Annotated in this window: 8 protein-coding genes; 4 read left to right on the top strand and 4 right to left on the bottom strand. The window is 49.7% G+C overall.

Annotated features, from left to right (window positions below; genetic code table 11):
• Window positions 1-1,323 precede the first annotated feature (1,323 nt).
• From ACCI51_RS15970 to ACCI51_RS15955, 4 genes are all read left to right on the top strand, one after another.
• On the top strand, window positions 1,324-3,210 hold the full coding sequence (locus tag ACCI51_RS15970; RefSeq protein WP_371844459.1) for a hypothetical protein: 1,887 nt from the start codon (window positions 1,324-1,326) through the stop codon (window positions 3,208-3,210).
• Between the two features lie 126 nt (window positions 3,211-3,336).
• Window positions 3,337-3,741: a hypothetical protein gene (locus tag ACCI51_RS15965; RefSeq protein ID WP_371844457.1), complete on the top strand. Its 405-nt coding sequence runs from the start codon at window positions 3,337-3,339 to the stop codon at window positions 3,739-3,741.
• 1,147 nt (window positions 3,742-4,888) lie between these two features.
• On the top strand, window positions 4,889-5,290 hold the full coding sequence (locus ACCI51_RS15960) for a hypothetical protein (protein WP_371844455.1): 402 nt from the start codon (window positions 4,889-4,891) through the stop codon (window positions 5,288-5,290).
• A gap of 769 nt (window positions 5,291-6,059) precedes the next feature.
• Window positions 6,060-6,362 carry a hypothetical protein gene (locus ACCI51_RS15955; RefSeq protein ID WP_371844454.1) on the top strand — a complete coding sequence of 101 codons (303 nt, stop codon included), beginning with the start codon at window positions 6,060-6,062 and terminating at the stop codon, window positions 6,360-6,362.
• A 790-nt stretch (window positions 6,363-7,152) separates the two neighbouring features.
• Here ACCI51_RS15955 and ACCI51_RS15950 read toward each other — a convergent pair.
• From ACCI51_RS15950 to ACCI51_RS15935, 4 genes are all read right to left on the bottom strand, one after another.
• A complete protein-coding gene (locus ACCI51_RS15950) occupies window positions 7,153-8,538 on the bottom strand; it encodes an L-serine ammonia-lyase (protein ID WP_299587925.1) in 1,386 nt (461 codons plus the stop codon).
• 188 nt (window positions 8,539-8,726) lie between these two features.
• Window positions 8,727-9,704 (bottom strand): tRNA 5-methoxyuridine(34)/uridine 5-oxyacetic acid(34) synthase CmoB, encoded by a 978-nt coding sequence (cmoB, locus tag ACCI51_RS15945; protein ID WP_371844453.1) that lies wholly within the window; start codon window positions 9,702-9,704, stop codon window positions 8,727-8,729.
• A 7-nt stretch (window positions 9,705-9,711) separates the two neighbouring features.
• A complete protein-coding gene (cmoA, locus tag ACCI51_RS15940; RefSeq protein WP_371844452.1) occupies window positions 9,712-10,455 on the bottom strand; it encodes a carboxy-S-adenosyl-L-methionine synthase CmoA in 744 nt (247 codons plus the stop codon).
• Window positions 10,456-10,583: 128 nt separating this feature from the next.
• Entirely contained in the window at window positions 10,584-13,493 is a 2,910-nt protein-coding gene (locus ACCI51_RS15935; protein WP_371844451.1) for an insulinase family protein, read from the bottom strand.
• Window positions 13,494-13,500 lie beyond the last annotated feature (7 nt).

The raw sequence follows: 13,500 nt of genomic DNA, 5'->3' as shown, positions 1-13,500 counted from the left end.
TTTACTTGATCGTGTCATAGGGCACCTCTGCTGCGTAGTTTATCGCTTAAGAGAGTGTCCGTCGTTGGTGGGTAGGATCAGAGCGATTGGCCAGATAAAATGTGGTTGTCCTTGTTGATTGCTCCGGTTGGTCCTGCTCTTTCTTAATGAAGCCGAAAGTATGTTATTTCGACGTGAATATTCTGCTCTGAGCCTATTTTTTCTTAAGAGCAGTTTGGACTTGGTGCAACCGCATTTAGATTCGGTGCAGTTGAGGCAGGGTTGAAAATTGGTGCTTTATTGACCGGCACTAAGGGTTTAAGGGCGCTTGGGAAACAGTTTTAGGAAGATCTAGACTAGAAATAGATGGCGTACCGAATGACTATGTAAAGAATAATCCGCATAGAATAGTTAGAAGTGAGTCGCCTGCAATTTATTGGATATACCGACAATTTGTTTTATTCAAAGTTAAATGAATCTGTGGGGCTTGGGGTAATAAACTACAAACGATACTATGTCACTTATTGTCATTGGGGCTTAGGAAGCACCAGATGCTGGAACAATACAGCTTATGGCTATGGGATAAAGATGAGCTGGGCCTTTGTTGGGGGAAACGTTCGCGAGAAAAATGGGGGCAGAGTGAAATATTGACACCAAATTATACCTATACCAGGTGTGTGCGCTGCACCGCTGGCATCCCCCCACGGCTTGATTGCCCACGATCTCTATGGTTAGAAATTTATACTTTACAGCTGATAAAGAAAGTCGCTCAAGAATAATTGCTGTCAGAGTAATATTTTGTCATAAAATTATATTTCTCCTCCATGTGCGTAGGCGGTATTCATGCCTTTAGTTTGCCAGTCTTTTGATTCAAGCGGCTGGAGTCTCTTTTCTTCTGTGCTGGCTAAAGAGAGCAACTCAGAAACGATCTATTAAGTGAAAGTTGTCAAACCGATGGCGCTGCCTAAGCTGTCGAATAAATGCACGCCTCAATATCTAATTGACGGTTGAGATAAGGCTTGCAGATTAACCAAGTCATCCTTTTAAGTTCGCTCTGTAGATCAAACCAAAGAGTGTCAGCGCCTGTGTTTTATGCGGTTTTTCAACATTCAGCCGCCTGGGGCAACTCAATTTGTAAATAGGTGACACATAGTGTCACGTTTATACCTTTCTTGATAATTGCCTCATAATGTAATTTATTAAGTGCTGCACAGAAATAATTTGTGACCCCGCTAGAATGCTTTTCTTATTTTCATTTCGCGACTTAATTGGAACTTAATTCTAGTTCGATACCTAACACCAAAATTAGAAAAAGAAGGTACTTTGGCAACTATGGACATATTCTTGAGCAAGAGACTATTGGTATTGGCGTTTACAGCGGCCTTGGCTGCTTGCGGAGGTAGCAATGGTGATACGAACAGTGGTGGTGACCAGGGAGCGGGCGGTGGGTCTGATGATACCGGGGGGGATACACCAATCCCCGATAATGAGCCTTCAACGGTAACAACTGGGGAGGTGGCGAGATCAGAGCTGGAGTTTGCCACGATAACAGCGACGGACATCACGTTACCTAACGCAATGATCAATGCACAGGAAGTTTACCAGCTGGCGCACTATATCGGTCGTACAGATAGTGAACAGGATGAGGAGAATATCGACATTCCTATCCGAAGCTATACGGCAACTTGTGCTACAGATACGGATAAGCCACGGATGTTTGTATCTACGACCTTATCCGAAGGCCAGAAAGCATCAGATACTACCTACGGTTCTGTTTACGAGCTTCAATACAACCCTGAAACTTCCAGCTTTGATCAAACTGGTAATACCACGATTCTAAAGCAGTGTTATGAATCACACGGTATTACAGCCAGTGCAGATTGCTCAAGAGTTGCTGTTTTATGTAACACCGAATACAAGGCTAGTGAGCGCTACGATGTTCAGAAAGACCTAGTAGAGGAGCATGGCACTAGCTGGATGAAAATTGAGGACAATCTCTCCAGTGTTGAAGGTACGGATAACGAAAAGAAATACAACGATCAGATTTGGTTAATGGAGTGGGATAAAAAACCCTTATCCGAAGTACCCAGTGCCTACGTAGTTAACAAAATGCATGGTGGGACTCACTTAGGTGCTCAAGAGCTGTTGTACGTTGAAAATGACAGTAAAGGACGTACGAATTATGCATTCTCCGTCACTGCACGAGTACTTGTTAGCGGTTCCCACTATTCAGCTGGACTGACTGTTATCGAACGAGATGATTGGTCTTTGAACATGTCTGGAAGTGATAATAGGGGTTGGGACTGGGCATGTGGGCATGGACACGTGCTTAATATCCGAGCTTTCTATAACCCTGGGAATGAAATGTTTGGGGCGCTTTGTACCAGTGACGGAAATGAGTACCATCCCTCACCTGGTTTGAAAGCGATTGCCATTAAGATGGAAGATAGTGACTCCTTTGAGGGTACCTATAGCCACGTGGTCCCTACCACAAGTGCAATGATCTCGAATGGCGGAGGGCATACGGTCGTTCCGGTGGATACTAATACCAATCTCTCAGTGGTCGTTTCACCGAAGTATATCGAAGATGAGAATATGAATACATTCTTACAGGATGTGCTTGGTATTGATACCAGTGGAGATGGTCCCTTTGATGACCAGTGTGCAGCAAATGATTATAAAAATTGCTTCTTCGCATATCTTGAGGATAACTATTATGGTGGGGATTACCCACTGATTACCAGACAGGACCTTTACTCTGGTGGCGCCCTGGATAAATCATCCTTAACTCGCGTAGGTATCGCTAAAGTTGATAGCCGAGGCAATATAGAGGGGAATGGCATGAAGTGGCTGGCGGAAGACTCCGATTGCCAAATTAGTGATCCGCAGTTGGTGGATCTGAAGAATGGTCGCTACTTGTTTGGTTACGCACAATTCCAGTGTATTTCCGATAACCTTCCCTACAATCGCAGTTACAACAAGAAAGGCGAGGCCATGCGGATGCTGGTGCCTAAAGCCTTCTATGTGATGGAGATTGATGCGGACTTGAATGTGCTAGAAGGGCCGGTAAGGCTTACCGATTACGGGTGGGGTGGACTGGATGAGCCGATGTATCTAGGTAACGGGAAAGTGGCCTGGAGCTATATCAAGAATCCTACCTTTGAGAATTATATCGGCGGTCAGCAAAACGTGTGGCAAGCGATTGTTTACCACTCTAAAAGTGTGAACTAGCTGTAATCAACCAGGGCAAGGTTATCTTTGCCCTGGGCTTATTTCCATGTAGAGAAAAAGTGGCAAATATGACCTTCAGCTGACAGTTCTTTTCCAGATGCATTAACTAATGCACTTCAGAGTTGAATGCAGATAATAAAAAATCGGTTTGATCTAAATGTCTCCTCCCTTAGTGATCCTGAGTGGGTTGTGCAGTACTGTCTAACTAGGTTGTCTGAACTGAGAATTTATAGTTCTGGCCTTAGATGTATTGTGATTGATGGAGGATTTAGTGGGGATATTGAGTGGGGAGTCCACCGGTGGGATATACATGCCGAGCACGATTACGGTATTTCTGCCAGATTTCAGGGGTACAGGTTTTATGTTGGGCCAGAAGAAACTGGATTGGATAAGGATATAGAAGGATTTATACCTGATGGCCAGTTAAAGAATTTATTAATGGATTTATCCAGTTGGTATATAAGCAAGCATCCAGAAAGGAGGGGTGAGGTGTATGAAGCCCTGATCGATATAGGATATATGAAGAAATAAATAGGGCCAGAAATAAGTACTGGGCTCAAAGTTTACTTTTTTCTTATCGAATGGACGAGCTGCATTGCTGGCAGCAGCCCACAGTTTGATTTCTCATCATCTCTATGGATGGAAAGTTATACTTTCGCCATTGTCAAATATAGCGACCCAGCAGTAATACCCCTCTTCTGGCTCATTCGAATGAAAATAGGTTTGCAATCCTAAGGTTACTGACTATCTCCTGCTTTTCGAGGGCAAGAGTTAGAGTGGGGAATAGGATAGCGTGGTTCGAATCGTGGGTTGTAGCACAAAGGCGTCTATCTAAAAATGGATGATGTTGATTGACCTGGTTTGGGAGGAAGTACTAACAAGATAGCTTCGACAATCACATAACCATGTGGCCTAGTGTTAGTGAGCCTGCATGCCGTTCAAGTAGGAACTAATCATGCTTAACTGTACGTAATCCTGAATTTTAGTCGCCTAATGTAGTGCCGTGACACTTTCTAGGTTTAGGGCTATGTGACACGCAAGCCATCAGCCTCGCAGCAAGAAGACCTTTGTGAAAAAACCTCGCTCCTTGCTCCTTGGTTCTGCTTTTCGGTTTGTGGGTTTTTTTCATTTTTCAAAAATGGACGGTGGTTCCAATACGAGCGTTGTGCTATCGCTGGAAACTCCTCAAAATAAAGAGGTAGATTATCGATCTTGCACAAAAGGGTCGTAGATGTGACTCTATCATGTGTAGGTTTACAGGAGGTTGATTTGTTTGATTCCGTCTTTGGTGTTTAGAGTGAGTGGGTTCAATTATTTCAGTTTGAGACGTTCCATCGCCTAAAAAATTTCCTTGATAATGGATGGCGCAAAAGTCTTATTGCGAATACAGAGGTTGACTTTTTCTGGGAGGTTGAGCGCTATATCATTCTCGATACTAACCAGATGACTATCCCGGTTGCTGTAATTGTATCGAAGAAAGTAAAACCTGAATTCTTTCCTAAATATAGGTCCTGGCAAACGGAGATAAATGAAGTAATAAGGGGTTTCCCGGGGTTTTTGGATTTTAATATTACAAGACCCGTTGAAGGGGGTGCCGGATGAGTGGGTCATCGTGTTTCGATTTGACTCAAATACACACCTGGATAATTGGCTCTGCTCCGTTGAGTGTCAGCATTTGATGTCTCAAGTTAAAGAGTTTTTGGAGGGTATAAGTCTTAAGCGTATCAGTCATGGTTTTGAAGGCTGGCTTGCCAGCACGGGAGGTAAAAACTCTATTTCGGTATCACAGTGGAAGATAGCTATGCTGATTCTATTGGTTTTATACCCAACCGTTATGGTAACCGCAGAGTGGATATCATCGCTGGTCGATAACTGCTCGAGGGCGTATTCAATGTTTTTAACAGGCACATTTGTTGTCTCTGTGCTCACTTGGGTGGCGATGCCTGAAATAACCAGAGTTATTGGGTTTTGGTTATCAATTAAAGCTACAAAGGATTCGAAGAGTAACTTATATGGGGTGCTTTCCATTATTTTAATTTATGTAATATTAGTGTTCACCTTTAATTGGTTACAAAAGTAATTTGCGTACTGTACGATGCAATAGGCTGATTGGGCAATTTGCGGAATCAAGATTCCCTTAGGAAGTGTATAGATGGCCTAAAGTGTTGGGGCGCAGGGTTTTGTCCGGAAGGATTAGACCACTACAGTCTGAAGCGGGAATGGTTAACGGGAGTCTTCTATGCAACCAGAAAAGATGTAATAACCGATGTGAGAGTCTATATAGATTATTGCAGCTCACACAGAATGTATACAGCATTGGGGGATGTGATCCCTGTCGAATTAGAAAAATGTATTAAAGAGGTGTCCAGTTAAGATTGACCACAACAGTGAGGTTAAGTTTGGTGCCTTTGCGCGAAAAATTAAATTTATTCGATCAATCTTTCAGTAGGTTCTATTTGGTGTCAGAATTGTACTGAATCCCATTGATCTCCCAAATTATAATGTGTGAAATTTATGCTGTTGTTTAATGGCATATAGTTCCTCTTGTCAGGGGAGTGATTTGGTGAGCATGAGATGAGGAGGAATAAGCTTATTAAAATCTACAGCTTATAATTTGGCATTAAAAGAAACGTGGTGTTCGGTTTTTGCGTGCACATGTATCGGTGGTTGTTTTAACTTGCAGGTGAAAAATTAAAATGATTTACTGGGTTCCCGCAAAAAAGTTAATTGCCGCAGTAAAAGCTGAATTGCTTGTAAGCTCTCTATCACAATTTTTTTCTGAGGGTTAATTGGCACGGCTGGGGGTAAGGCGGGGTATTACATTGGATTCACCTTTTCAAGGAATTGGAATGAAAAATATTTTATTTATTTGCTTATTAAGTCTAATCTCTTCTGCCGTATTTTCACTGCCTCAGTCAGCGCTGGAGAATACATATTACGCAACTAGCGAAAAGCTTATCCCTGTAGGTTATGAATATTATAGCTGTATTGCGAGTGGGAGCTATCGTACAGGTTACAAAACACCATTTAGAGAGCAAGTTATATTGTATCCTTGTGGCGTGGGGGATAGTGAGGGTGGTCGGGCATCTTGTATAAGTGATGAAGTGTGGGGTGGGAGTAGCCTACAAGAAGCTTTGGATGCATGCCCATAATTCTACTGTGGCGGGTGTTCTGCGGGTATGACCTGTGGAGCACCCCGCTTGCACCAGAAGCGGTTACACGACTTGAAATCGGCTTTCCTTACACTCTCATGGAATGCAAAGGCCAGTAAGCATGAGTAGATTTAAGTAAGAATTAAATGGCTGGCAGCGGAAATTGATTGATCCTTGTATTTCCAAGCTCAAATCTGGAAGATACGGATCGAAACCTATTGATGACCTATTTTGTGTTGAGGGTATCTAGTGGATTATACGCTCTGGCGCACGTTGGAAAGACCTTCCTTCATTTTAACTTTCACTAAGCGCTTGTTGGAGGAGGTCTCAGTTTTGGAAAGAGGATCTTGATGGTGGCAGCTTTGCTAGTTAAAAATGAGGCTGACGTCACGTTGAAAAAGCCATAGGGAATAATTGGAGCCTGAGTAAACTATTGACACTAAGTTATAATTTTCATCGGGTGAGTGAGCAGAGTTTTATTTTTCTGTCCACAGTTTGATAGCCTCATCTTATCAGTAGTATAAAAGCTCCACCTTTACAGTAACTATAAAAAGCAACTAATAAATAATAAGCTTTCAATGACATGGTCGATGTGTAATAAGACGCGCGCTTTTGAATTACTTGCTACTCCTTTCTTAATAGGAGCAGGAAGTGCAATATTGAGTCAGTGTGGATTGCTGAAATTTGGCCAGATGTGAGTATTAAAAGGTTCGATGCAAGCAAAGTTCCACAATAATAGACGAATAGGTAAGTTAACTGGGAGTAGATCCAGCCCCGGAAATAAAAATAATCAGCAGTTGACGGCGTTCACCGCGAGTCCGCCGAGGGAGGTTTCCTTATATTTGCTCTGCATATCGATACCGGTCTGACGCATGGTTTCGATCACGCTATCCAGCGGTACGATATGGGCGCCGTCGCCGCGCAGGGCCAGGCGTGCGCCGTTGATGGCTTTGACTGCGCCCATGGTGTTGCGCTCGATGCAGGGAACCTGCACTAGCCCGCCAATGGGGTCGCAGGTGAGTCCCAGATTGTGCTCCATACCGATCTCTGCAGCATTTTCGATCTGTTGGTTACTGCCGCCTTCCACGGCGGCCAGGCCGGCGGAGGCCATAGAGCAGGCGACACCAATCTCGCCCTGGCAGCCCACTTCGGCAGCGGAAATGGAGGCGTTTTTCTTGAATAACATGCCGATAGCGCCGGCGGTAAGCAGAAACTTCACCACCTGATCTTTGAGTTCACCGTGTATTTCCGGATCGTGTACAAACTCTACGTAATAGGCGATGACGGCGGGGATCACTCCGGCGGCGCCATTGGTGGGGGCGGTGACGATGCGTCCGCGCGCGGCATTTTCTTCGTTTACCGCGAGGGCGAAAAGGCTTACCCAGTCGAGAATGGCGAGGCCGCGATTACGCTCTTCGGTAGTTTGTTTGCTCAGCTCCCGATAGAGCTCAGCTGCGCGGCGGCGAACCTTCAGACCGCCAGGCAGAATGCCATTTTGTTGGCAGCCCCGCTCGATGGAAGCATCCATGACTTTCCAGATATTCCATAAGCGGTCTTTAACTTCCTGTTCGCTGCGAAAGGCTTTTTCGTTTTCCATGGCCAGTTTGGCGATGGTCCAGCCGTGGCGTTCGCAGACATCCATCAATTGTTCGGCATTGTTGAAGTCGTAGGGCAGCAGGGTGGCGATCTCCTCTTTGTGGGCGAAGTCTTCCTCCGAGAGAACAAAACCGCCGCCGATAGAGAAGTAGCTGCGCTCAAAAAGCAGCTCTTCGCCGGAATATGCTTGGCAGGTCATGCCATTCGAGTGCTGGGGAAGAAACTCCTCCATGTGGAAGAGCAGATCGCCATCGCGCACAAACTGAATTTTATGGTCCCCATTGAGGGGCAGGGCTTGCTCCCGGTGGATGGCCTCCATTCTTTCCTCGATGCTATCGACGTCGATCGTATCGGGGGATAGGCCCTGAAGTCCCATAAGTACAGCCATATCAGTACCGTGGCCGACGCCTGTGAGGGCCAGTGAACCGTAGAGGTGTACCTGGACGCGGTCGGTTTTGGCGAGCTGGCCGCGCGAGCGCAGATCCTGTACAAACTGGCGGGCGGCAACCATAGGACCCACTGTGTGGGAGCTCGAGGGGCCAACACCAATTTTGAACAGCTCAAATACGCTAATACTCATAAAATTTCTCTGCGCTGGGCCCGCACGTAATTGCGGCCCTCCCTAAAGGATATAGTTGCACCATTTGGGGGCGCACTTTGCCTCACAAGACGCAACAATCAAGATGGCAGCGGCTATTCCGTACAAAATTCTATTTGTAATGGCTTTTGCGGAATTTATGAGTTCTCAGGCTCTGGCAGTGATACAAGCTACGGCGCTTCCGCGACCAAAACGGCGCGTTTGGGCGCGGGGTGACCTTCCACCGTTTTGTCTGGCGATTGCGGATCGAGGAAATCTGCCAGGGATTCAAAATGCATCCAGTCGGTGCGGCGCTGCTCCTCCAAGGTGGTGGTGTTCAAGTCTACCGTCCTGGGGTTGCGGAAACCGCATTTACGCAACCAGCTCTCCAGGGTGGCACAGCTGGGGAAGAACCACACATTGCGCATTTTTGCGTAGCGGCCCTCGGGCACCAGACAATCTCCCAGCTCACCATCAATCACCAGGGTTTCCAGTACCAGCTGGCCGCCGGGACGCAGAGTGTCGCGCAGTTCGCGCAGGTGATCCATCGGGGAGCGGCGGTGGTAGAGCACGCCCATAGAAAAGGTGGTGTCGAAGGTGCGCAGGTTGGGCGGCAGGGCCTCAATACCGAGTGGTAACAGGTCCACCGGTTGGTCCTCGCCGAGGTATTTTTTCAACGCGTAAAACTGCGCAACAAATTTTGCTGAAGGGTCTATGCCGATCACCCGCCGCGCGCCGGCGCCAAGCGAGCGCCAGCAGTGATAACCGTTGCCACACCCCACGTCCAGTACCAGCCTGTTTTGCAGGGGGGTCAAGTGCGGTAGCACCCGATCCCATTTCCAGTCTGAGCGCCATTCAGTATCGATGGGCAGGCCGAAAATTTCCCAGGGGCCTTTCCGCCAGGGGTGCAGTTTTCTCAGTTCCCGCTCCAGTTGCAGCAGCTGTTCGGCTGTTGCATCACTGGGGTTGCCGATACGCACGCTATTGGCGAGCTCAATTGCGGAGGGCGTAATATCCGGTAAGGCTTCAACCGCCGCACGCCAGTCGGGTAGGTCGCCCCAGCGGTGTGGGCTCAGGTTCTCGGCCACCTGCTGAGGCAGTTGAGCCAGCCAGCTGCGTAGCTCCGGGATGTGTTGCAGGCCTTGGTAGAGTTGGGTGTAGTCAATCACGGGGTACTTACTTGTCGGGGCTGCCCTTGATCGCGATCAGGGAGGCAAAGTTAAAACACTGGAACCAAACATCCACACTGGTAAAACCAACACCTTTCAGGCGTGAGCGATGGGTGTCGAGAGTTTCAGGGATCAGCACGTTTTCCAAGGCAGAGCGCTTTTGTGCAATTTCCAGGGCGCTGTAGCCATTGGCGGCTTTGAAGGAGTGATGCAGCTCAATCATTAGTTCATTGTGGGCCCTATCGGCGAAATCCACCTTTTCAGAAATGATCAAAATACCGCCGGGGCGAAGGCCCTGGTGGATCTTGCGCAAGATTTCTTCACGCTCCTCAACGGGAATAAACTGCAGGGTAAAGTTCAGCACCACGACAGAGGCATTTTCGATCGCTACGTTTTGTAGGTTGTCACAAATGAGCTGAACCGGGACTTCGCCACTGTCGGCGGCGAGAACTGTGCGCGCTTGCTCGATCATCGCCTGGGAATTATCCACGGCGAAGATTTCACAATCCGCTGCAGGGATACGGTGGCGCATGGCGAGTGTGGCTGCGCACAGGGAGCTGCCCAGGTCATAGCAGCGGCTGCCCGCTTGGGCGTAACGCTCTGCCAGGGTGCCGATCATAGCCACGATGGTGGTATAGCCGGGTACCGAGCGCTTGATCATGTCCGGGAAAACTTGCACCACGTGGCGGTCGAATTCAAAACCGGCTACCTGGCCCAGTGGGTTCGCGTAAATATTGTCTTGTTTGCTCATCGGAACTTCGCTAGAGGATAACGGCATTTAACCGGTGCAACCCACCCTGGCGAGTGCTTTTGGGTGGAATGCCGGTAAAACGGGGCACCCCTCCGGCTGGAAATCCAACTGGAGGGTGCTGGGCTCAATTACAACTTTTCTTCCTGTAGATTGAGTTTTGCGGCCGCGTCACTGCCCTGGGGGCCGGTGACGATGGCCGTACTGGCCTTACTCGGCGCCAGGTAAGTGGTGCCAACGCGTTGCAGATCCTGCAAAGTCACTTCGGTCACTTGCTTGCGGAACTGCTGGCGCACGGCGTGGCTGCGCCCGTACAGACTGGAGTGGAAATTCTTCTTGGCCTCACCGGCGGGGGAGCCGGGTTTATCCAAGCCACCAACCACGCCGAGAATAGCTTCTTCCACCTGCTCCTCTTTGTGATTGCCATCGGCCAGCCACTGCACAGAGGCATCGAAGTCTGCCAGGGTTTCGCCCATGCGTGGGTCACGGTAGGAGTAGAAGCGGAATACCCCGATATTACTGTCGTGCCCGGCACCTCCGCCGTAGGCGCCGCCTTGCTCGCGGATGGTGCGATGCAGGAAGCCGTTGCGCAGGAAGCCACTCAATACGGAGAGGGGCGCGGCATCCGGATGGGACATGGGTACCGTGGCGTAGGCCTTGGAGCAGAAGTTGACCTGGCTGTTGGCTACCCAGAGCTCCTGAACCTGTTTGCGCTCAAAGGGCGCGTTCGGGTTGGCTGCGGCAGCACTGGGGGTGGAAATCAGTGGCGACAGGGCCTGGCTGAAATCGCCCAGTTTGTCCTCTTCGCCAATCAGTAGGAACTGGCGCGGGGCAGCGAGGATTTTCTGGTGGATAGCTTGGAAGTGTGCGGAGAGTTTTTGCAGGCCGTCTTTTTCATCCAGACCCAAGACCAGTGCTCTCAGGTTGCGCAGGCCGAGAAGGCCGCCGCTGGCGTGGCTCTCCCAGGCCGCGCGGTTATAGCCGGCACTTGCCGCCGCCATCGCCAGGGCATGGCCGTTGCCGACAACCCCCTGCTCGCGGCGGGCCAGGGTCTGCTGCAGCAGCTCTTTGATACGTGCGTGTTCGTCGAAACGCACTTGCGCCATGGTGGCCTGCATCAGCTCGGTAAGCTCGCCCTGGTTACGCGAAAGCGCTTTCCCCGATAGGATAAAGTGGCCGGACAGGTGGTCCAGATCATTGATAGCTGTACGGCTGCTGGTAAAGCCGTGCAAGGCACCGGCGACACGGGTCTGCCACTGCTGCACGTCCAGGTAATCTTTGTCTGCGAGACCAACCTCACTGAGCACCTGGCAGTAATAGGGCACCAGGGCCTTTTCCTCTTCGGTGAACTCCGGTAGGGCGCAGACCATTTGCTGGTAAACCAGGCCATTGGTACCGGCGCTGTAGCGGGTAAGTTTTTGTTCACCGAGAGTGATCGCCTCACCCTCGGCGTCGGGCATTTCCGCAGGGATATCTTCCACGCCCACTTTGGGCAGGATGGAGGCGTCGTCTTCGCGGTTCTGACGGTCTGCCAGGGCTTTGGCGGTTTCAATAATCTGCGCTTGTTCCCGCTCGCTAAGGCGTTCCTTGATTTGTGCCAACTGGTCTTTTTCCGCTTGCTCACGGCGACCTGCCAGTTTGTCGTCCGGGCTCATTACCAGGCGCACCCGGTGCTGGTTTTCCAGCAGCAGTTCGCGCGCTTTGTCGGCGATAAACATCGGGTCCTTGATCTGCTCGCGGAGTTTCTCGAGGGTGGCATCAATATTCAACAGGCCAACCGCATCGCCGCGGTGGGTAGCACCAGTAAGCGCGGTGAGAATCAACTGTAGGCCGTAGGGGAAACCATCGCCGCCGATCTCACGCTGTTGTAGCTCTAATTGATGTAGGCTGGCCGCTACCTGTTCGTAGGGGATGCCTTTTTCGGCAACGTCTTCCAGTACGGCGAGGACCTGTTTTTCCAGTTCGTCGGCGCGTTCGCGCTCACTGCCTTCGATACCACAGACAAATACCAGTTCGCGCTGTGAATCGTCCAGCCCCACCAGAGGAGAAGGGGAGGTGCCCAGGTCGGTGGTTTCCAGAAGCTTCATCAATGGGGAGGCACTGTTATCCAGCAGTACACCGGCGAGCAGGTGCGCGGTGAGGGCCTCTTCGAGATCGGTGACATCACCCAGTAGCCAGCTCAATACAATGTGGGCTTTGGCTTCCAGGGCTTCGCCGCTCAGGGGGTAGTGCTCTTCCACTTTAAGCGGGGACTGGTAGCGGTCTTCGCGGCCGACTTCGATCGTCTTGTTCAGCTTCTCAAATTTATGCAGCGCTTTTTCTTCAAAAGCGGCTTGGTGCTCGGCAGCGGGGATATCGCCGAAGGTCATAAAGATGGCGTTGCTCGGGTGATAGTGGCTGCGGTAGAAAGCCACCAACTCTTCATAGCTAAGCTTGGGAATATCCGCGGGCTCGCCACCTGAATTGTAGTGGTAGGTCGTGGTGGGGAAGAGGTATTTACTCAGGGTGTGCCATAACTGTGAGCTGACCGAGCTCATCGCGCCCTTCATCTCGTTAAATACCACGCCCTTGTAAACCAGTTCGCTGTCGGCGTTTTCCGTTTCAGAAAATTCCAGGCGGTGCCCTTCCTGGGCAAAATCCAGTGGGTCTAGAGTTGCGAAAAATACCGCGTCCAGATACACATCAAGAAGGTTGTTAAAGTCCTTGCGGTTCTGGCTGGCGAAAGGGTAAGCGGTCCAGTCTGAACTGGTGAAGGCGTTCATAAAGGTGTTGAGTGAGCGCCGAATCATCATGAAGAAAGGGTCGCGCACCGGATATTTATCACTGCCGCACAGCGCGGTGTGCTCGAGAATATGTGCCACGCCGGTGGAATCGTGGGGCACAGTGCGCAGTGCCACCAGGAAAACATTTTCCGGATTGTCGGCGGCAATGTGCAGGTGTTGAGCACCGGTGGTGGTGTGGCGGTATTCCTCGACGCGCACGCCGAGGGAATCGATTTCTGCGCTGGTAACCAGCTCAAACGCTGGATGTGAGTTGTTCAAAAGACAG

Origin of the sequence: Microbulbifer echini, from assembly GCF_041447225.1 — a bacterium.
GTDB classification, from domain to species: Bacteria; Pseudomonadota; Gammaproteobacteria; order Pseudomonadales; family Cellvibrionaceae; genus Microbulbifer; species Microbulbifer echini.
Note: the sequence above shows the minus strand (reverse complement) of the source record. Positions and strands in the feature narration are given on the sequence as shown.

Coding starts and splice junctions, on each gene's coding strand:
- ACCI51_RS15965 (WP_371844457.1), top strand. CDS start 3,337: ATGCAGATAATAAAAAATCGGTTTGATCTAAATGTCTCCTCCCTTAGT.
- ACCI51_RS15960 (WP_371844455.1), top strand. CDS start 4,889: ATGTCTCAAGTTAAAGAGTTTTTGGAGGGTATAAGTCTTAAGCGTATC.
- ACCI51_RS15955 (WP_371844454.1), top strand. CDS start 6,060: ATGAAAAATATTTTATTTATTTGCTTATTAAGTCTAATCTCTTCTGCC.
- ACCI51_RS15950 (WP_299587925.1), bottom strand. CDS start 8,538: ATGAGTATTAGCGTATTTGAGCTGTTCAAAATTGGTGTTGGCCCCTCG.
- cmoA (WP_371844452.1), bottom strand. CDS start 10,455: ATGAGCAAACAAGACAATATTTACGCGAACCCACTGGGCCAGGTAGCC.